Annotated in this window: 16 protein-coding genes; 4 read left to right on the top strand and 12 right to left on the bottom strand. The window is 73.4% G+C overall.

The features are described 5' to 3' along the window. Positions 1–111 precede the first annotated feature (111 nt). The 3 genes from OG553_RS18505 to bldG form a co-directional block, all read right to left on the bottom strand. Entirely contained in the window at positions 112–2,514 is a 2,403-nt protein-coding gene (locus tag OG553_RS18505; protein ID WP_405980042.1) for a sodium-translocating pyrophosphatase, read from the bottom strand. A gap of 287 nt (positions 2,515–2,801) precedes the next feature. After that, the gene (locus OG553_RS18500; protein ID WP_405980041.1) at positions 2,802–3,242 is read right to left on the bottom strand and encodes an ATP-binding protein; all 441 of its coding nucleotides are present in this window, start codon (positions 3,240–3,242) and stop codon (positions 2,802–2,804) included. Positions 3,243–3,346: 104 nt separating this feature from the next. After that, positions 3,347–3,688: an anti-sigma factor antagonist BldG gene (bldG, locus tag OG553_RS18495; protein WP_007264942.1), complete on the bottom strand. Its 342-nt coding sequence runs from the start codon at positions 3,686–3,688 to the stop codon at positions 3,347–3,349. Positions 3,689–3,770: 82 nt separating this feature from the next. Between bldG and OG553_RS18490 the strand changes: the two genes are divergently transcribed. Continuing rightward, entirely contained in the window at positions 3,771–6,218 is a 2,448-nt protein-coding gene (locus OG553_RS18490; protein WP_405980040.1) for a DEAD/DEAH box helicase, read from the top strand. Here the strand turns inward: OG553_RS18490 and OG553_RS18485 are convergent. The 7 genes from OG553_RS18485 to ssd all read right to left on the bottom strand — a co-directional run bounded on the left by OG553_RS18485 (position 6,190) and on the right by ssd (position 11,328). Beyond that, complete coding sequence (locus OG553_RS18485) at positions 6,190–6,753, bottom strand: Rv3654c family TadE-like protein (protein WP_405980039.1); 564 nt, start codon at positions 6,751–6,753, stop codon at positions 6,190–6,192. The two genes, OG553_RS18490 and OG553_RS18485, sit on opposite strands and share 29 nt — an antisense overlap. Beyond that, positions 6,750–7,142: a TadE family type IV pilus minor pilin gene (locus tag OG553_RS18480; protein WP_405980038.1), complete on the bottom strand. Its 393-nt coding sequence runs from the start codon at positions 7,140–7,142 to the stop codon at positions 6,750–6,752. Before OG553_RS18480 ends, OG553_RS18485 begins: the two co-directional genes overlap by 4 nt. Next, the gene (locus OG553_RS18475) at positions 7,129–7,326 is read right to left on the bottom strand and encodes a DUF4244 domain-containing protein (protein ID WP_405980037.1); all 198 of its coding nucleotides are present in this window, start codon (positions 7,324–7,326) and stop codon (positions 7,129–7,131) included. The genes OG553_RS18480 and OG553_RS18475 overlap by 14 nt, the downstream gene beginning before the upstream one ends. A gap of 72 nt (positions 7,327–7,398) precedes the next feature. Next, positions 7,399–8,175 (bottom strand): type II secretion system F family protein, encoded by a 777-nt coding sequence (locus tag OG553_RS18470; protein WP_405980036.1) that lies wholly within the window; start codon positions 8,173–8,175, stop codon positions 7,399–7,401. Beyond that, the gene (locus tag OG553_RS18465; RefSeq protein WP_405980035.1) at positions 8,175–9,059 is read right to left on the bottom strand and encodes a type II secretion system F family protein; all 885 of its coding nucleotides are present in this window, start codon (positions 9,057–9,059) and stop codon (positions 8,175–8,177) included. The genes OG553_RS18470 and OG553_RS18465 overlap by 1 nt, the downstream gene beginning before the upstream one ends. Continuing rightward, positions 9,056–10,204 (bottom strand): TadA family conjugal transfer-associated ATPase, encoded by a 1,149-nt coding sequence (locus tag OG553_RS18460; RefSeq protein WP_405980034.1) that lies wholly within the window; start codon positions 10,202–10,204, stop codon positions 9,056–9,058. Before OG553_RS18460 ends, OG553_RS18465 begins: the two co-directional genes overlap by 4 nt. Next, entirely contained in the window at positions 10,201–11,328 is a 1,128-nt protein-coding gene (gene ssd / locus OG553_RS18455) for a septum site-determining protein Ssd (RefSeq protein WP_405983071.1), read from the bottom strand. Before ssd ends, OG553_RS18460 begins: the two co-directional genes overlap by 4 nt. 488 nt (positions 11,329–11,816) lie before the next feature. On the opposite strand from ssd, the gene OG553_RS18450 reads away from it, so the two are divergent. Next, entirely contained in the window at positions 11,817–12,686 is an 870-nt protein-coding gene (locus OG553_RS18450; RefSeq protein ID WP_405980033.1) for an HAD family hydrolase, read from the top strand. Between the two features lie 400 nt (positions 12,687–13,086). On the opposite strand, the gene OG553_RS18445 is transcribed toward OG553_RS18450, so the two are convergent. Then, entirely contained in the window at positions 13,087–13,923 is an 837-nt protein-coding gene (locus tag OG553_RS18445) for an oxidoreductase (RefSeq protein WP_405980032.1), read from the bottom strand. A gap of 109 nt (positions 13,924–14,032) precedes the next feature. Here OG553_RS18445 and OG553_RS18440 point away from each other — a divergent pair, with 109 nt between their 5' ends. Next, a complete protein-coding gene (locus OG553_RS18440) occupies positions 14,033–15,046 on the top strand; it encodes an ATP-binding protein (RefSeq protein ID WP_405980031.1) in 1,014 nt (337 codons plus the stop codon). Here the strand turns inward: OG553_RS18440 and OG553_RS18435 are convergent. Beyond that, complete coding sequence (locus tag OG553_RS18435; RefSeq protein WP_405980030.1) at positions 15,003–16,313, bottom strand: hypothetical protein; 1,311 nt, start codon at positions 16,311–16,313, stop codon at positions 15,003–15,005. The two genes, OG553_RS18440 and OG553_RS18435, sit on opposite strands and share 44 nt — an antisense overlap. Before the next feature lie 235 nt (positions 16,314–16,548). On the opposite strand from OG553_RS18435, the gene OG553_RS18430 reads away from it, so the two are divergent. After that, complete coding sequence (locus OG553_RS18430) at positions 16,549–19,149, top strand: SulP family inorganic anion transporter (protein WP_405980029.1); 2,601 nt, start codon at positions 16,549–16,551, stop codon at positions 19,147–19,149. The last annotated feature ends 140 nt before the right edge of the window (positions 19,150–19,289 follow it).

The raw sequence follows: 19,289 nt of genomic DNA, 5'->3' as shown, positions 1-19,289 counted from the left end.
AAGGCGGACAGACGGCGCGTCAGTCCGCGCCGCCCGTCCGCCGTTCGGGCGCATCTTCGAGCCGGTGGGCCCGCTGGGGCCGCGGGAGCCGGGCTCAGGTGCTCCGGAGCGTCAGGAGACCACCGCCGGATCGGCCTGCTGCGCCACCCGCTCCGCGCCGGCGCTGCCGCCGTCCTCGCCGACGGCGATGCCGCGGCGCTTGGAGACGTACACCGCGACGACGATCACCGTGATCGCGAGCACCGCGACGACGGCCCGCACGGTGGCGCTGGTGTCCGGGCCGTAGCTGAACTGCACGACCGCGGGGGCGATCAGCAGGGCCACCAGGTTCATGACCTTCAGCAGCGGGTTGATGGCCGGGCCCGCGGTGTCCTTGAACGGGTCGCCGACGGTGTCGCCGATGACGACGGCGGCGTGGGCCTCGCTGCCCTTGCCGCCGTGGTGGCCGTCCTCGACGAGCTTCTTGGCGTTGTCCCACGCGCCGCCGGAGTTGGCGAGGAAGACCGCCATCAGGGTGCCGGTGCCGATGGCGCCCGCCAGGAAGGAGCCGAGCGCGCCGACGCCGAGGGTGAAGCCGACCGCGATCGGGGTGAGCACGGCGAGCAGACCGGGCGTGGCGAGCTCCCGCAGCGCGTCCTTGGTGCAGATGTCGACGACGCGGCCGTACTCGGGCTTCTCCGAGTAGTCCATGATCCCGGGGTGCTCGCGGAACTGGCGGCGCACCTCGTAGACGACGGCGCCCGCGGAGCGGGAGACGGCGTTGATGGCCAGGCCCGAGAACAGGAAGACGACGGCCGCGCCGAGGATGAGGCCGACCAGGTTGTTGGGCTGGACGATGGAGAGGCTGAGGTTCATCTCCCCGGCCTTGGCTCCGACCTCCTTGACCGCGTTGGCGATGGCGTCGCTGTACGAGCCGAAGAGCGCGGCCGCGGCCAGGACGGCGGTGGCGATGGCGATGCCCTTGGTGATGGCCTTGGTGGTGTTGCCGACCGCGTCCAGGTCGGTGAGGACCTGGGCGCCGGCGCCCTCGACGTCGCCGGACATCTCGGCGATGCCCTGGGCGTTGTCGGAGACGGGGCCGAAGGTGTCCATCGCGACGATGACGCCGACGGTGGTCAGCAGGCCGGTGCCGGCCAGGGCCACCGCGAAGAGCGCCAGCATGATCGACGTGCCGCCGAGCAGGAAGGCCCCGTAGACGCCGAGGCCGATGAGGAGCGCCGTGTAGACGGCGGACTCCAGGCCGACGGAGATGCCGGCGAGGATCACGGTGGCCGGGCCGGTCAGCGAGGACTTGCCGATGTCCCGGACGGGACGGCGGTTGGTCTCGGTGAAGTAGCCCGTCAGCTGCTGGATCAGGGCCGCGAGCACGATGCCGATGGCGACGGCGACGAGGGCCAGGATCCGGGGGTCGCCGGTGTGGTTGGAGATGGCGGCGTCCTCGACGCCGACGAGCTCCTTGTAGGTGGCCGGCAGGTAGCTGTAGACGGCGATCGCGACGAGCGCGAGGGAGATCACGGCGGAGATGAAGAAACCGCGGTTGATCGCGGTCATCCCGCTGCGGTCGGAGCGGCGCGGGGCCACAGCGAAGATGCCGATCATGGCGGTGATCACACCGATGGCGGGCACGATCAGCGGGAAGGCGAGGCCCAGGTCGCCGAAGGCGGCCTTGCCGAGGATGAGCGCGGCCACGAGGGTGACGGCGTAGGACTCGAAGAGGTCGGCCGCCATCCCCGCGCAGTCGCCGACGTTGTCGCCCACATTGTCGGCGATGGTCGCGGCATTGCGCGGATCGTCCTCCGGAATGCCCTGCTCGACCTTGCCGACCAGGTCGGCGCCGACGTCGGCGGCCTTGGTGAAGATGCCGCCGCCCACGCGCATGAACATCGCGATCAGGGCGGCGCCCAGGCCGAAGCCCTCCAGGACCTTGGGGGCGTCGGCGGCGTAGACCAGGACGACGCAGGAGGCGCCGAGCAGGCCGAGGCCGACCGTGAACATGCCGACCACGCCACCGGTGCGGAAGGCGATCTTCATGGCCTTGTGGGCCACGTCGGTCAGGTCCTTGGCGGGTTCGCCCTCGGCGGGGGTGGCCTCGCGGGCGGCCGCGGCGACGCGGACGTTGGCGCGGACCGCCAGGCGCATGCCGATGTAGCCGGTGACGGCCGAGAAGATGGCGCCGACGAGGAAGAAGGCGGAACGTCCCGCCCGCTGCGTCCAGTCGTCGGCGGGGAGCAGGAAGAGCAGGAAGAAGACCACCACGGCGAAGACGCCGAGGGTGCGCAACTGGCGTCCGAGATAGGCGTTGGCGCCTTCCTGGACGGCTGCCGCGATCTTCTTCATGCTGTCGGTGCCCTCATCGGCGGCGAGGACCTGGCGGACCAGGATCTGCGCGACGACGAGAGCGGCCAGCGCGACTCCCGCGATGACGAACACGATGACGCGGTTGTCATCGGTGAGTACTGCGGCTGCCAGATCATGGGCGCGATCCGGAGCGATAGGGGTGAAGAGCCCCGTCATTCGTCCTCCTTGACGTGATGAGCTCAAGATGTGGACGGATTGTAGGGAGCGCGACCTGATCAAAACAGTACGCGTGAAACGGAATTGGCGCGCTCTCGCTCCTCAGCAATAGATCACGTCACTCCATTACCCTCGAAAGAGGTAATGGGGCAAAGCCATTGACGGTTGATCAGCGATCTAGAAGATTTCCCGGGGAAACGAAAAAGGCCCTGCTCAGCAGGGCCTTGGTAAAGATCCGAGAGGATCCGAATAATTGAGGAAGATCGGAAAATAGGGCGCGGAGGGCGCTACGGAAGACCGGGGGCCGCGGTGACGGGCCAGCTCATCCGGATCGTTCCGCCCGATTCCCCACTGGTCACCGAGACGTCGTCGACGAGCCCGCTGATCACCGCGAGGCCCATCTCGTCCTCCCCGTCCGCGTCCGGGTCGAGGACGGCGGCGATGCCCGGCACCGACTCGGCAGAACCGCCGGCCGGCCCGGGCACCTCGTCACCGACCTCGATGGAGAACGACTTCTCCTCCTCGGTCAGCACGACGCGCACGGGCGCGGTCAGGCCGTTGCTGCGGTGCAGTCCGACGGCACGCGAACAGGCCTCGCCCACGGCGAGGCGGACCTCGTCGAGGACGGCCTCCTCCACCCCCGCCCGGCGCGCCACGGCGGCCGCGACGAGGCGGGCCGTGCGGACGTGTTCGGGCTGGGCGCTGAAGCGCAGTTCAACGGTGGCCATGTGCGTCCCCCTCGGACTACGGGCGTGCCTTGACAGGGGCCCGGACCACCCATGGCCCGGTACCCCCGCTCCTCGACGGCTCCCCAGGTATCGGGAGCCGTACGTCAGTCGGTGGCCTGGACGGCGTCCTCCACCGAGGTGTGGATCGGGAACACCTTGGTGAGACCGGTGATCCGGAAGATCTTCAGGATGCGCTCCTGGTTGCAGACCAGACGCAGCGAGCCCTCGTGCGCGCGGACGCGCTTGAGGCCTCCCACGAGCACACCGAGGCCGGTGGAGTCGAGGAAGTCCACTCGCTCCATGTCGACGACCAGGTGGTAGCTGCCGTCGTTCACCAACTCCACCAACTGCTCGCGCAGCTTGGGCGCGGTATACACATCAATCTCGCCACCGACCTCTACGACCGTGCGGTCGCCGACAGTGCGAGTCGACAGGGACAGGTCCACGGATCCTCCAGCACCTTGCTATCGAGCGGCGCCCCCCAGGGGCCTCCCCACCCGAAGGTAGGGGAGGGGATCGGCTGCCGCGATGGCATTCAATCACTTACCGGCAGGCGCGCACGACGCCTTGGGACCATTGTCCCGCACGCCAGTGACACACTCGGTTCCAATGGCCAACACTCACCGCCCCGGTCCGCCCACGGCACCCGCCGATCCACGACCCGCTCCCGGCACGGTCCTGGACCGGCTGTCACGGGGGCCTTCCCGGGCTGCGCGCATCACCCATACGGAGCACTTGCCCCCTCGGGAGGGCCGTCATGCGGTCTGGCCCCATCGCATCCGAACGGATGTCGTAGCCGCGATCCGGGACGCGGGGATCGACCATCCGTGGGAACACCAGGCCGCGGCCGCCGAGCACGCCCTGGACGGCGCGTCCGTGGTCGTCGCCACCGGAACCGCCTCCGGGAAGTCCCTGGCCTACCTGGCCCCCGTGCTGTCCGCCCTCGCCGACGGCGCCGAGGCGCCGAACGGGCGGGGTGCGACCGCCCTCTACCTGGCTCCGACCAAGGCTCTGGCCGCCGACCAGCGGCGGGCCGTCCGGGAACTGGCCGCACCCCTGGGCAACGCCGTGCGCCCGGCCGTGTACGACGGGGACACCCCCGTCGAGGAACGCGAGTGGGTCCGCCAGTACGCCAACTACGTACTGACCAACCCCGACATGCTGCACCGGGGGATCCTGCCCTCCCACCCCCGCTGGTCCTCCTTCCTGAAGGCCCTGCGCTACGTGGTCGTCGACGAGTGCCACACCTACCGCGGCGTGTTCGGCTCGCACGTCGCCCAGGTCCTGCGGCGGCTGCGCCGGCTGTGCGCCCGCTACGGCTCCGAACCCGTCTTCCTGCTGGCCTCCGCCACCGCCAGCGACCCCGCGGCCGCCGCGTCCCGGCTGACCGGCGTGCCGGTCACCGAGATCACCGACGACGCCTCCCCGCGCGGCGAAGTCGTCTTCGCCCTGTGGGAGCCGCCGCTGACCGAGCTCCGGGGCGAGAAGGGCGCCCCCGTGCGCCGGACCGCCACCGCCGAGACCGCCGATCTGCTGACCGACCTGGTCGTCCAGGGCGTACGGACCGTGGCCTTCGTCCGGTCCCGGCGCGGGGCCGAGCTGATCTCCGTCATCGCCCAGGAGCGGCTCGCGGCGGTGGACCGGTCCCTGCCCGGGCGGGTCGCCGCCTACCGGGGCGGCTACCTGCCCGAGGAGCGCCGGGCCCTGGAGCGGGCCCTGCACTCCGGGGAACTGCTGGGCCTGGCCGCGACCACCGCCCTGGAGCTGGGCGTGGACGTGTCCGGCCTGGACGCCGTGCTGATCACCGGCTACCCGGGCACCCGGGCCTCGCTGTGGCAGCAGGCCGGGCGCGCCGGGCGCTCGGGGCAGGGCGCCCTGGCCGTCCTGGTCGCCCGGGACGACCCGCTGGACACCTACCTGGTCCACCACCCCGAGGCCCTGTTCCAGCAGCCGGTGGAGGCCACCGTGCTGGACCCCGACAACCCGTACGTACTCGCCCCGCACCTGTGCGCGGCCGCCGCCGAGCTGCCCCTGACCGAAGCCGACCTGGACCTCTTCGGCCCCGCCGCGCGCGGCCTCATGCCCCAGCTGGAGGCGGCGAAGCTGCTGCGGCGCCGGGCCACGGGCTGGCACTGGACCCGCCGGGAGCGGGCCTCGGACCTGACCGACATCCGCGGGGGCGGGGGCCGCCCGGTGCAGATCGTGGAGGCGTCCACCGGCCGGCTGCTGGGCACCGTCGACGAGGCCGCCTCGCACACCGCCGTCCACGACGGCGCCGTCCACCTCCACCAGGGCCGCACCTACCTGGTGAAACACCTGGACCTGGAGGACTCGGCCGCCCTGGTCGAGGAGGCGAACCCGCCCTTCTCCACCACGGCCCGCGACACCACCTCCATTTCCATCCTGGAGACCGAGACCGAGATCCCCTGGGGCCCGGCCCGGCTCTGCTTCGGCTCCGTCGAGGTCACCAACCAGGTCGTCTCCTACCTGCGCCGCAAGCTGGTCACCGGCGAGGTGCTCGGCGAGGCCAAGCTCGACCTGCCGCCGCGCACCCTGCGCACCCGGGCCGTGTGGTGGACGGTGACCGAGGACCAGCTGGACGAGGCCCGGATCGGTCCGGAGATCCTCGGCGGCGCCCTGCACGCCGCCGAGCACGCCTCCATCGGCCTGCTCCCGCTGTTCGCCACCTGCGACCGCTGGGACATCGGCGGGGTCTCCGTCCCGCTGCATCCGGACACCCTGCTGCCCACGGTCTTCGTGTACGACGGCCACCCGGGCGGCGCCGGCTTCGCGGAGCGGGGCTTCCGGACGGCGAGGGCCTGGCTGACGGCCACCCGGGACGCCATCGCCGCCTGTGAGTGCGAGGCGGGCTGCCCCTCCTGCATCCAGTCCCCCAAGTGCGGCAACGGCAACGACCCCCTCCACAAGCGCGGCGCCGTACGCCTCCTCACCCGCCTCCTCTCCACGGCCCCCTGACCGCCGCCCGGCCCGCCCCGGCCGCCTCCCCGGCGGTGGCCGCGGGCCCCGGGTCGGCCGGCCCGGCGCTCGCGGCGGGCCCGGAGTCGACAGGCCCGGGAGCGGCGGGCCCGGAGTCGACAGGCCCGGGAGCGGCGGGCCCGGCCGTCTCCGCCACCGGCGGTCCCGCCCGGGCGGCGGCCCCCGGGGTGAAGGGGCCGGCCCGGACGGCGGCCCGGACCCACACCACCTCGCCGCCGACCTCGCAGGCGGCCAGCACCGCCCCCTGGGCCCCGGCCACCCGCCGGGCGGCCGCACACGCCCGCTCGGGGCCGTGCGCCCAGCTCGCGGCCGCCGCCAGGGCCGCCAGGTCCGCGGCCGCGCCGGCCCGGTGGCGGGCCACCACCGCCTGCCCGAGGAGCAGCACGCCCCCGAACACCGCCACCAGCACCGCCGCCACCACGGTGGCCCACACCGTCGCGACCCCCCGGTCCCGCCCGGCGGCCGGCCTTCGCCCCCGCCCCCGGCCCGGGACCCGGCCCATGCCCCGGCTCATGGCGGCGGCCCCACGCTGTCCTCCGCCAGGGCCACCGCACCCGCCCCGAGCCGTACCGGCAGCCCGCCCGGCCCCGGCGCCGGAGCGGCCACCCGGACCCGCCACAGGTCGCCGGACCGCTCCACCCGCACCTCGGCCCCTTCCGGGGCGGCCTCCCGGGCCGCCGCCACCGCCGCCGCCACGGGCTCGGACCGGGCCGCCATCCGGGCACCGGCCCGGGCGGCGTCCACACACCGGATCTGCGCGGCCGCCGCCATCAGCGCCCACACCAGCAGCGCCGCGAACAGCACCAGGGCCGGAATGACCACGGCGGCCTCGGCCGTCACATATCCGCGATCACCGATTCCCGGCCGCTTTCGCTCAGAAGGGCACCGCTCAGAAGGGCACATCGAGCGCCTTCCCGATGGTCGACTGGAGTGCCGCCGACACCACGTCGCTCGTCACCACCTTGTACAGGACCGCCGCGAACGCACACGCCGCGATCGTGCCCATGGCGTATTCCGAAGTCGACATTCCCGCATCACCCCCACGCCCCTTCAGCACCGCCCGCAACCGAATCCGGATGATCCTCATGACAACCTCCTGTGGGATTACGTTCTTGATCTGATTTCAGTTTTTGTTTTCCGCCGGCCCGGCCGGTGCGCGTCACCGCTGCGACAGCAGTCCCGAGGCCATTCCGATCACCACCGGCGCCACCCCGACCGCGAGGAACGCGGGGAGGAAACACAGCCCCACCGGAGCGGTGACGAGCACCGCCGCCCGCTGCGCCCGGGCACCCGCCCGCCGGGAGCGGTCCGCCCGCAGGGCCGCCGCCAGGCGGGACACCGGCTCCGCGGCCGGCGCCCCGGTCCGCGCGGCGCGCTCCAGGCACTCCGCCAGCCCCCGCGCCCCGGGCATCTCCGCCAACCTCCCCCACGCGGCCCCCGGTTCGCCGCCCAGCCGCAGCTCCGCACCCGCGAGGGCCAGCCGCTCGCCCACCGGGCCGCCCAGCGACTCGCCGACCACCTCGGCCGCCTCCACCGGCCCGGCCCCCGCCGCGAGACAGGCCGCCAGCAGATCCGCCGCGAACGGCAACTGCCCCTCCGCCTCCCGCCGATCGGGCCCGCCGGACGGCCTGACCCGTACGAGCGCCCGCCGCACCGCGAACGCCGCCGCGCACCCGACGAGGACCCCGGTGACCCCGCCGACCAGCACCCAGCCCGCCGTCAGCGCTCCGGCCGGCCCCGCCCAGGACACCGCCGCGGCCCGGACCGCCGGGCCCCACCGCGGGGTCCGCCGCACCGGCCCGGTCCGGAAGAGCACCGCGGTCCTGCGCCGCACCACCCGCCGCCCCAGCCGCGACACCACCGCCGAGGCCGGCCACCACACCAGTGCCGCCGCGCACAGCGCCGTCCCCAGCCTGTGGACCGCGGAGCCGTCCATCACCGCTCCCCCGTCCGTACGATCCGCCGGCACCACAGCAGCCCCAGGGCCTCCAGCAGCCCGCCGGCCAGCAGGCAGCCCCACCCGACCGGGGAGTGCAGCAGCACCCGCAGCGGGTCCGCTCCCAGCGCGGTGCCCATCAGCAGGCCCACCAACGGGAGCAGCGCCAGCACCACCGTCGTGGACCTGGCCCCCGCGAGCTGGGCCCGCAGTGACTCCTCCCGGTCCCGCTCGGCCCGCAACGCCCCTTCCAGCCGGTCGAGTCCGGCCGCCAGGCCCGCTCCGCCGTCCACCGAGACCCGCCAGCAGGCCGCCATCCCGGCCAGTCCCCGCGCACCGGGCTCCCGCGCCGCCTGGTGCAGGGCCCCGGCGACGTCCCCGCCGAACGCGGCGGCGGCCAGTACCCCGGCCTCCGCCGCCCCCGGACCGCCGGGGCCGGCCGCCGTACGCCGCAACGCCACGCTCAGCGCCCTGCCCGGCTGGGCACCGGCCCGCAGCTCCCCCACGACGGCCCCGCACAGCTCCACGACCCCCGCCGCACGGGCGGCGCGCGCCCGCTCCCGCTCCCGGGCCCGCAGCCAGCGCCTCAGCAGCGGCACCGAGGCCGCGCCGAGCAGCAGCGGGATCACCGACCCGCCCGCCACCGCGACCAGCAGCCCGGCCGCCAGACCGGCCCACTCCCGCCACCGCGCGGCCCGTACCCGCAGCGCGGCCGCCAGCCGCCGCCCGGGCGCCGGCCCGTCCGGAACCAGTGGCCCACCGCCGGCCAGGACCAGCCGGGCCCGCCGGGGCAACGGGTCGCCGCCGGCCAGCCCCCAGGCCGCCGCCCCGGCGCAGAGCACCCCGGCGAACACCGGCACCGACCCGAGCGCCCCGGCGTTCACCGGGCACCGCCCAGCAGCGGGGCGAGCCGCGTCCAGCCGGCCTCCCGCGCGAAGCCGCGCGGCCCCCAGCGCAGCGCGGGCACGGTCACGACCAGCCCGGCCGGGTCCCGCTCCAGTACGTGCACCTCGGCCACCCGCCGCCGCCCGGACCGGTCCCGGACCAGGTGGACCACCAGGGTCAGCGCGGCCGCCAACTGGCTGTGCAGGGCGGCCCGGTCGAGCCCGGCGGCCGTCCCGAGGGCCTCCAGCCGGGCGGGCACGTGCCCGGCGGCGTTGGCGTGCACCGTGCCGCAGCCCCCTTCGTGCCCGGTGTTGAGGGCGGCGAGCAGGTCGGCCACCTCCGCGCCCCGCACCTCGCCGACCACCAGCCGGTCGGGCCGCATCCGCAGGGCCTGGCGGACCAGATCGGCGAGGGTGACGAGCCCGGCCCCCTCCTGGTTCGCGGGCCGGGTCTCCAGCCGCACCACATGGGGGTGGTCTGGGCGCAGTTCGGCGGAGTCCTCGGCCAGCACGATCCGCTCGCCGGGGCCGACCAGTCCCAGCAGGGCGCTGAGCAGGGTGGTCTTCCCGGTCCCGGTGCCGCCGGAGACCAGGAACGACAGCCGGGCCTCGACCATCGCCCGCAGCAGCCGCTGTCCGCCCGGCGGCAGTGTCCCGGCGGCGACCAGCTCGTCCAGGGTGAACGCCTTCGGCCGCACCACGCGCAGCGACAGGCACGCCGATCCGACGGCCACGGGGGGCAGCACGGCGTGCAGCCGGGTGCCGTCGGGCAGCCGGGCGTCGACCCAGGGGCGGGCGTCGTCCAGCCGCCGCCCCGCGACGGCGGCCAGCCGCTGGGCCAGCCTGCGCACGGCCTCGGCGTCGGCGAAGGTCACCGGGGTCAGCTCCAGCCCGCCGCCCCGGTCCACCCACACCCGGTCCGGGGCGGCCACGAGCACGTCGGTGACGGCGGGGTCGGCGAGCAACGGCTCCAGCGGCCCCGCGCCCACCAGCTCGGACCGCAACTCGGCGGCGACGCCGAGCACTTCCGCGTCCCCGAGGAGCCGCCCCCGGGCCCGCAGGGCCGCCGCGACCCGGGCGGGCGTGGGCTCGGCCCCGCTCTCGGCGAGGTGCCGGCGCACCGCGTCCAGCAGCACCGCGCTCATGCCGGCACCCCCTGGGCGGAGCCGAGCGCCCGCCGCCAGAAGCCGTCGCAGAAGCGGGCCAGAGTGCCCCGCGCACCCGGCGGTTCCCCCTCGGCCACCCTCCCCGGGAGCCCCACCTCGCCCGGTACCTCCCCGGCCAGCGGCGCCCCCAGCAGCCCCGCCACGGCTTCGGCGTCGAGCCCGTCGGGACAGCGGCCCCGCACGACCACGCGGACGTCCCGGGCGACCATGCGCACCCCGGCGGCGACCCGCCCCGCCGCGGCCACCGACCGCAGCTCGCCCGGCACCACCAGCAGGACGAGGTCCAGCTGGGCCAGCGCCTCGGCGACGGCCTCGTCCACACGTCGGGGCAGGTCGACCACGACGACCCCGCCCCGCCTGCGGGCGGCGGCCACGACCGACCGCATCGCGGCGGGCGGCACCACCACCCGCTCCCCGCGGTCCCAGCTCAGCACCCGCAGCGCGTGCAGCTCGGGCAGGGACTCCTCCAGCGCCCCGGCCCCGACGCGGCCGCGGGAGGCGGCGAAGTCGGGCCACCGCAGCCCTTCGGCGCCCTCGCCGCCGAGCAGGACGTCCATGCCCCCGCCGAGCGGGTCGGCGTCGATGAGGATGGTGCGCTCGCCGCCCTTGGCCGCCCGGAGGGCGAGCGCGCAGGCGAGGGTGGACGCCCCGGCGCCGCCGCTGCCGCCGATCACCCCGACGGCCAGCGCGGGCCGCCCGGCGCCTTCCGCCACGTCGGCGATGCGGTCGACGAGCACGCCCTCGGCGTCGGGCAGGCGCAGCACCTCCTGGGCGCCGATCTCCACGGCCCGCTGCCATACGAAGGGGTCGTCGAGGTCCCGGCCGACGAGGAACACCCCGTCCCGGCGCGGCGCCCCGCGCACCCGGCGGGCGGCGTCGTCCCCGACCAGGACCAGGGGTGCGCAATCCCATCCCGTCCCCTCCGTCCCGGCTCCGCCCCGCTCCGGCACCGCGTGCCGCACGTGCGGTTCGGCGCCCGCGGCGGCGCACAGCCGCAGCAGGTCGTCGAGGAGCAGCGGGTCCTCCGTGATGATCAGCGGCCGTCCGCCACCGGGCCCGCCGCCACCGGCGCGGCCGCGGGGTCCTCCCCCGCCGGCCACCACGGGTTCCTGCGCTTCACACGACTTCGATCCAGCCACGATCTCCGCCCCCTTCTCACCACAAATCCACGAGCCGCGGACTTCGCGGCTGGAATCACGGTGGAGGGATCCGGAAAAAGAAGTGGATCTTGCTCGAAAACTGTGGACAAGAAGGCGCCTGTGAATAACTTCGCCACACCATCAGGTGAGTTCCACAGCGCTGCGGAACCACTACGCAGCGTCACGAGTCTGGAGGGGTGAAGGCCTGTGCCAGGCGGGCCCATGGAGGAGGGAGGGCCGAGATGATGGCCGCCGAAGACCGGATGAAGGGGCGCGAACCGCGTCCGGACATGCGACGACCCCCGCCGGGGGGGAGAGCGGGGGTCGTCCCCACGGTCCGACTCGGGGGGGGAGGAGCCAGACCGGGTTAGCACGGTCGCGAACGATCCGTGACTTCCATGGTGTACCCGAGAGCCTTCTCAGGCAAACCCACGCGCCACACCTTACGCCGAATGGTGGGCGCATATGCTCGGGTCGTGGAAAATCAGCCCTTGCCGCACTCGTTGCCTCGGACCGCCGCCTTCTTCGACCTGGACAAGACGGTCATTGCGAAGTCGAGCGCTCTGACGTTCAGCAAGTCCTTCTACCGGGGTGGCCTGATCAACCGCCGCGCCGTGCTGCGGACCGCCTACACCCAGTTCATCTTCCTGGCCGGCGGCGCCGACCACGACCAGATGGAGCGGATGCGGGAGTACCTGTCCGCCCTCTGCAAGGGGTGGAACGTCCAGCAGGTCCGGGAGATCGTCGCCGAAGCCCTGCACGACCTGATCGACCCGATCATCTACGACGAGGCCGCCTCCCTCATCGAGGCCCACCACACGGCCGGCCGCGACGTGGTGATCGTGTCGAGCTCCGGCGCCGAAGTCGTCGAGCCGATCGGCGAGATGCTCGGCGCGGACCGGATCGTCGCCACCCGCATGGTGGTCGGCGAGGACGGCTGCTTCACCGGGGAGATCGAGTACTACGCCTACGGCCCCACGAAGGCGGAGGCCGTCCGCGAGCTCGCCGAGTCCGAGGGGTACGACCTCGCGCGGTGCTACGCGTACAGCGACTCGATCACCGACGTGCCGATGCTGGAGGCGGTGGGGCACCCGCACGCCGTCAACCCCGACCGCGCGCTGCGGCGCGAGGCCGTCGCGCGGGAGTGGCCGGTCCTGGTGTTCAACCGCCCGGTGCGGCTGAAGCAGCGCCTGCCCGGACTGTCGATGCCCGCCCGGCCCGCCCTCGTCGCGGCCGCGGCGGTCGGCGCGGCGGCGGCCACCGCCGGGCTCGTCTGGTACGCGAGCCGACGGCGCGCGGGGATCTCCGCCACCTCGGCCTGACCCTCCCGACCTGGGGCGATACGGACTGTCCGGTTCGCCCCGGGTCGCCCCGGAAAGTAAAGGAATCCGGTCAGGGGTTTCGCTCAGCACCGAAGCGGAGTACAAAGGAGTCACGGCCCGCGAGACCAAAGAACATCCGAGAGGATCATCTTTAAAACGCAGTAAGGCCCACGGACCGAAGCATGAACGCCGAGCACCCACGCGACGTCGACCCGTCGATTACGGGCCAGCCGCACCAGGCCACGGGCAAAGTTCCCGGCCTGATGGGCAACCATCGAGGACGCTTGGTAACTGGGCGCGAATGCCAGCGGCGACACCAGAGCAGTACGGTGTCGCCGCAACCCTGTGCCCGGCCGGAACGCCGCACCCGGCCCGGCGGGCACGCCCGGCCGGAACCGTCTCAGGCCGCGCCGCGCTGGAGCGCCTCGCAGACCGCCGTCGACTCACGGACGCCGAGCTCGATCGAGCGGCCGCAGTGCCCGATCCACTCCGCCATTCCCTCCGCGGTCCCCGAGACGTACCCCTCGAAGGCCTTCAGGTAGGCCTCGGCGCCCTGCTCCGCGTGGCCGACCTCCGCCGGGCAGATCGCCTTCGGGTCCAGCCCGCTGTTGATCAGCACGATCCGCTCGGCCGCGCGCGCCACCAGGCCGTTGTACGAGGCGAAGGGCCGCAGGGCCAGCAGCTCCCCGTGCACCACCGCGGCGGTGACCAGCGCCGGAGCGGACCCGCCCGCGATGACCAGCCGGGACAGCCCGTCCAGCCGGCCCGCGACCTCCTCGGCGCCCGGGAGCGGGAGGCCCACCAGGGGCTCGTCCACCGGCTCGTCGGCCAGTCGCGGCCGGCCGACCACGTCACCCGCCCCGTCCACCGCCGGGCCCGTCGCCCCGCACGCCACCAGGTGCAGGCGCGCCAGCACCCGCATCGGCGACTGGCGCCAGATGCTCAGCAGCTGCCCGGCCTCCGCCGTCAGGCGCAGCGCCGCGCCCACCGTGCGCGCCTCGTCCTCCGACCCGAAGTCGGTCCGCCGACGCACCTCCTCCAGCGCCCAGTCCGCACCGGACAGCGCCGCGCTGCCCCGGGCGCCGCGCAGGGCGGCCTCCGAGGTGATCTCGCCGCTGCGCCGGCGCATCACCCGGTGCCCGTAGACGCGGTCCACGGCCTTGCGTACGGAATCCACGGACTCCGCGACTCCCGGCAGGGAACCGAGGGCCGCCAGCGGGTCAGAAGCGCTACTCATAAGTAGGGAGCCTACGCACTGCGCACCCATAGCACCGACCCCTCCTTGGAGTGGTCTTCTTCACTCACCTTGACCACTCCACGCGATCGACCCACTACTCTTGGTGAACATGAAGATCGCTTTCGTGGGAAAGGGCGGCAGCGGCAAGACCACGCTGTCCTCCCTCTTCATCCGCCACCTCGCAGCCAATGAAGCCCCCGTCGTCGCGGTGGACGCCGACATCAACCAGCACCTCGGGGCCGCCCTCGGGCTCACCGACGAGCAGGCCGCCGCGCTGCCCGCCCTGGGCGCGCACCTGCCCCTGATCAAGGAGTACCTGCGCGGCTCCAACCCGCGCATCGCCTCGGCCGACAGCATGATCAAGACCACCCCGCCCGGCGCCGGGTCGCGCCTGCTGCGCATCACCGAGGACAACCCGGTCTACGCGGCCTGCGCGCGCACGCTCCCGCTCGACGACGGGGATTCCGTACGGCTGATGGCGACGGGCCCCTTCACCGAGTCCGACCTGGGCGTCGCCTGCTACCACTCGAAGGTCGGCGCGGTCGAGCTCTGCCTCAACCACCTGGTCGACGGCCCGGACGAGTACGTCGTCGTCGACATGACGGCCGGGTCCGACTCCTTCGCGTCGGGCATGTTCACCCGCTTCGACGTGACCTTCCTCGTCGCCGAGCCCACCCGCAAGGGCGTCTCGGTCTACCGCCAGTACAAGGAGTACGCCCGGGACTTCGGGGTGGTGCTCAAGGTGGTCGGCAACAAGGTGCAGGGCCCGGAGGACATCGAGTTCCTCCAGGACGAGGTGGGCGAGGACCTGCTGGTCACCTTCGGCCACTCCGACTGGGTGCGGGCGATGGAGCGGGGCCGCCCGGCCGCGTTCGAGCTGCTGGAGGCGAGCAACCGGCTCGCGCTCCAGGCGCTCCAGGACGCGGCGGAGGACTCCTACGCGCACCGCGACTGGGACAGGTACACCGAGCAGATGGTGCACTTCCACCTGCGCAACGCCGAGAGCTGGGGGAACGCAAAGACCGGGGTCGACCTGGCAGACCAGGTCGACCCCGCCTTCGTCCTGCACGAGGCCCTGGTCAGCCCTCGTCCTGCTCCGCGGCCCGCTCCTCAGCCGGCTTGACCGCCGCGCCCGACGGGGCGGCCGGAGGCGCCGGCGGCCCCGCGGTGAGGAACTTCGTCCAGCCCTCCTTCGGCGCCTCGCCGACGTCGAGGGTGCGCATCCACTCCAGTGCCTTCGGGTTCTGGACGTCCAGCCAGTCGGCGAGCTCCCGGAAGGGCACGCACCGCACCTCCGGCTTGGTGCACATGCCCTTGATGGACTCCTCGACGGCCCGCATGTAGGTGCCGCCGTTCCACGACTCGAAGTGGTTGCCGATGATCAGCGGTGCGCGGTTGCCCTGGTAGGCCCGGTCGAACGCCTGCCGCAGGCCGTCGCGCATCTGGTCGCCCCAGTACTGGTGCTGCGAGGGGTCGCCCTGGGTGGTCGTGCCGGACTGGTTGACCATGTAGTTGTAGTCCATGCTCAGCGTGTCGAAGGCGCGCCCCGGCATGGGCACCAGCTGGAGCGGCAGGTCCCAGAGCCCGTCCGTCTTCTTGGGCCAGATCTGCTTGCTGATGCCGCTGGAGTCGTAGCGGAAACCCATGTCCTTGGCCGCGAGCATGAAGTTCTTCTGGCCTTCGAGGCAGGGGGTGCGGGCCCCGATCAGCTCCTTGTCGTAGTCGAAGGGGAGCGGGGCCATGTTCTTCAGGCCCGCGTTCGTCTTCCAGTTCTTGACGAACGACTTGGCCTGGTTGATCTCGCTCTTCCACTCCGCCACCGACCAGGTGCCGACGCCTCCCTCGGGGCCGCAGAAATGGCCGTTGAAGTGGGTGCCGATCTCGTTGCCCTCCAGCCAGGCCGCGCGGACCTGGGTGGCGGTGTCCTTGATGCCCTGGAGGTCGCCGAAGCCGATGTCGGAGAGGCCGGAGGAGTGCTGAGGCGCGGTGTAGAGGGAACGCTTCTCCTCCGGCAGCAGGTAGACCCCGCTGAGGAAGTACGTCATCCGGGCGTTGTACTGCTTGCCCACCTCGCGGAAGTGCGAGAAGAGCTTCTGGCTGTCCTCGCCCGCGCCGTCCCACGAGAACACGACGAACTGCGGGGGCTTCTCACCCGGCTTCAGCTTCTGCGGCGCCCGTACGTTCGGCTGCGAGCCCGTGTAGGCCGTCGAGCCGTCACCGATGAGGCGGTTGAGGCTGCCGGGAGCGTCCGGGGCGGCGGGGCCCTTCCTCGCGTTCTGGCCGCCGGGGGTCCCGGGCTTGGCCGGCCCGGAGCCGCTGCACCCGGCGGCGCACAGGACCAGGGCCGTGGCGACCAGGCCGCCGGCGATCTTCTTCGTGGCGGCGATCATCCGCACACCTCTCCCTCGCAGTTCCATCGCGGCACGTTTCGCGATGGAACGTCCCATGCGGTCCGGTTTTAGGAAGGTGTGACAAGCCAGAAAAAATACCTATTCACCCTTGAGTGCCAATTCCTAGGCCATTTGCCCGTATTACCCACCACGGTTCTTTACTCTCCATTACCATTCATTTACCGAGTGTTGAGACTCCCGCCGCTTCATCCCTCCTCAGAGGAGACGGGACCCCATGACAGCCACCTCCCCAGCCACCGCCCAGGCCCCGACCCCAGCACCGACCGGCCGGCAGAAGCGAGGTCCGCTCCAGGACCTCCCCGCGGACCTGTCCGCGTCCGCCGCCGTCTTCCTGATCGCCCTGCCGCTCTCCCTCGGCATCGCGCTCGCCACCGGCGCCCCGCTCCAGGCGGGGCTGGTGGCCGCCGCCGTGGGCGGGATCGTGGCCGGCCGGTTCGGCGGAGCACCCCTCCAGGTGAGCGGCCCGGCCGCCGGACTCACCGTGGTCACCGCCGAGTTGATCCAGCGCTACGGCTGGCGCACCACCTGCGCCATCACCGTCCTCGCCGGCGTCTGCCAGCTCGGGCTCGCGCTCCTGCGCACCGCCCGGTCGGCGCTCATGGTGAGCCCGGCGATCGTGCACGGAATGCTCGCGGGCATCGGCGTGACCATCGCCCTGGCCCAGCTGCACATCGTGCTCGGCGGCAGTCCGCAGAGCTCCGCCGTGGCCAACGTCCTCGGGCTGCCCGCCCAGTTGGCCGACCTGCATCCGGCGGCGCTCGGGGTGAGCGCGCTGACCGTGTGCGTACTGCTGGGGTGGAGCAGACTGCCCGGACGGGTGGGCCGCGCCCTGCGGAAGGTGCCCGCCGCGCTCGCGGCCGTCGCCACCGCCACCGCCTTCGCGGCGCTGGCCGGGCTCACCCTCCCCCGGGTGGACCTGCCGTCCTGGCGCAGCCACGCCCTGCCCGAGCTGCCCGAGGGGCCGGTGCTCGGACTGATCGCCGCCGTCCTGACCATCACGCTGGTCGGCAGCGTGGAGTCGCTGCTGTCCTCGGTCGCCACCGACAAGCTGATCGCCTCCGAGCGCGGTACGGACAACCGCCCGCCCCGCGCCGACCTCGACCGCGAACTCCGCGGCCAGGGCGCGGCGAACATCGTCTCCGGCATGCTGGGCGGCCTGCCCATCACGGGCGTGGCCGTGCGCAGCGTGGCCAATGTGAAGTCGGGTGCCGTCAGCCGAAAATCAGCCATGTTCCACGGACTGTGGGTGGTGCTCGCGGCGGGACTGCTCGTCCCCGTCCTCGACCTCATCCCGCTCGCGGCGCTGGCCGCCCTGGTCATGGCCGTCGGCGTGCAGATGGTCAGCATCACGCACCTGCGCACGGTCACCCGGCACGGCGAGGTGCTGGTCTACGCGACGACCATCGTCGCCGTGGTGCTGGGCGGGGTGCTGGAGGGCGTGGCCGTCGGGATCGCGGTCGCCGTGGCCCTGGCCCTGCGCCGGCTCACCCGGACCCGGATCACGCTGGCCGAGCTGGACGGCGCACACCGGGTCCGCGCCCGCGGCCAGTTGACCTTCCTGGCCGTCCCCCGGCTGAGCCGGGTGCTGAGCCAGGTCCCGCACGGCGGGCACGTGGTGGTCGAGCTGGACGGCTCGTTCATGGACCACGCGGCCTACGAGGCCCTGCAGGACTGGCAGAACTCGCATCTGGCGCACGGCGGATCGCTGGAACTCACCGGCCGCGGGGGGCGGGCCCTCACGGGCACCGGCCCGGACGGGGACACGGACAGGGACAGGGACGAAAACACGGACAGGTACACACACGGGTACACGGACGAGGGCAGGGGCGCGGGCAAGAGCGCGGAGGCGGCCGCGGACGCGAACCCGCCCTCCGGTCCGGTGCCCGGCCCGTTCCCCGTCCCCGCCGCCTCCCCCGCCGAACACGGCCGGGCCGGTTCCAAGTCCGGTGCGGCCGGCGGCCACCAGCGGACCGAGTCCGGGCGCGGGGCGCACCACTGCTGCCGCCCCTGGACACCCTGGCAGAACCACTGCGACCACCGCCCGGCGCACGCCCCCGCCCTCGCGGCGGCCTCCGGCGGCGCGGCCGCGCGTACGATCCCCAGCGCGTCCGGGGCCCCGGCCGCCGAGACGGCACCCCGCCGGCGCGGGGCCGGCCAACTGGCCAGCGGGATCAGCGCCTTCCAGCGGGACACCGCCCCGCACGTCCGCGACGAGCTGGCCCGGCTGGCCCGTGAGGGGCAGCGCCCTTCGCAGCTCTTCCTGACCTGCGCGGACTCCCGCCTGGTCACCAGCATGATCACGGCGAGCGGTCCGGGCGACCTCTTCACCGTCCGCAACGTGGGCAACCTCGTCCCGCTGCCCGGGGTGGAAGCCACCGACGACTCGGTCGCCGCGGCCATCGAGTACGCCGTGGACGTGCTCAAGGTCGCCAGCATCACGGTGTGCGGGCACTCGGGGTGCGGGGCCATGCAGGCCCTGCTGAACTCCCACCCCGAAGCCCCGATCACCCCGCTGACGCGCTGGCTGCGGCACGGTCTGCCCAGCCTGGAGCGGATGGGCAGCCGGCACCACGCCTGGGCCCGGATCTCCGGACGGCTCCCGGCCGACGCCGTGGAACAGCTCTGCCTGACCAACGTGGTGCAGCAGCTGGAGCACCTGCGGGCCCACGAATCGGTGGCCCGCCGGCTCGCCGAGGGCACGCTGGAGCTGCACGGGATGTACTTCCACGTGGGCGAGGCTCAGGCCTATCTGCTCTCCGAGGGAGAGGACTTCTTCGACTGTCGGGTTTTCGACAGCGTCGGCCAGAGCGTGTGATCGACGGCCGTCCTGAACCGATAGCCTCCCTGATCCGTGCAAGCTGTTGGCCCCTTCCCGCACCCTGCAGCGGGAAGGGGCCATTCGTACGCCGTGGAACTGCTCGTGGAACCGCTCGTGGCCCGCCCGGGGACCTGCTC

The organism is Streptomyces sp. NBC_00158 (assembly GCF_045160885.1).
Lineage (GTDB): Bacteria > Actinomycetota > Actinomycetes > Streptomycetales > Streptomycetaceae > Streptomyces.
Note: the sequence above shows the minus strand (reverse complement) of the source record. Positions and strands in the feature narration are given on the sequence as shown.

Excerpts from the sequence above, each read along its gene's own strand:
- OG553_RS18480 (WP_405980038.1), bottom strand. The coding sequence starts at position 7,142 with ATGTGCCCTTCTGAGCGGTGCCCTTCTGAGCGAAAGCGGCCGGGAATC.
- OG553_RS18490 (WP_405980040.1), top strand. The coding sequence starts at position 3,771 with ATGGCATTCAATCACTTACCGGCAGGCGCGCACGACGCCTTGGGACCA.
- OG553_RS18470 (WP_405980036.1), bottom strand. The coding sequence starts at position 8,175 with ATGGACGGCTCCGCGGTCCACAGGCTGGGGACGGCGCTGTGCGCGGCG.
- OG553_RS18445 (WP_405980032.1), bottom strand. The coding sequence starts at position 13,923 with ATGAGTAGCGCTTCTGACCCGCTGGCGGCCCTCGGTTCCCTGCCGGGA.
- OG553_RS18440 (WP_405980031.1), top strand. The coding sequence starts at position 14,033 with ATGAAGATCGCTTTCGTGGGAAAGGGCGGCAGCGGCAAGACCACGCTG.
- OG553_RS18435 (WP_405980030.1), bottom strand. The coding sequence starts at position 16,313 with ATGATCGCCGCCACGAAGAAGATCGCCGGCGGCCTGGTCGCCACGGCC.
- OG553_RS18460 (WP_405980034.1), bottom strand. The coding sequence starts at position 10,204 with ATGAGCGCGGTGCTGCTGGACGCGGTGCGCCGGCACCTCGCCGAGAGC.
- OG553_RS18485 (WP_405980039.1), bottom strand. The coding sequence starts at position 6,753 with ATGAGCCGGGGCATGGGCCGGGTCCCGGGCCGGGGGCGGGGGCGAAGG.
- OG553_RS18450 (WP_405980033.1), top strand. The coding sequence starts at position 11,817 with ATGGTGGGCGCATATGCTCGGGTCGTGGAAAATCAGCCCTTGCCGCAC.
- OG553_RS18475 (WP_405980037.1), bottom strand. The coding sequence starts at position 7,326 with ATGAGGATCATCCGGATTCGGTTGCGGGCGGTGCTGAAGGGGCGTGGG.
- OG553_RS18505 (WP_405980042.1), bottom strand. The coding sequence starts at position 2,514 with ATGACGGGGCTCTTCACCCCTATCGCTCCGGATCGCGCCCATGATCTG.
- OG553_RS18500 (WP_405980041.1), bottom strand. The coding sequence starts at position 3,242 with ATGGCCACCGTTGAACTGCGCTTCAGCGCCCAGCCCGAACACGTCCGC.
- OG553_RS18430 (WP_405980029.1), top strand. The coding sequence starts at position 16,549 with ATGACAGCCACCTCCCCAGCCACCGCCCAGGCCCCGACCCCAGCACCG.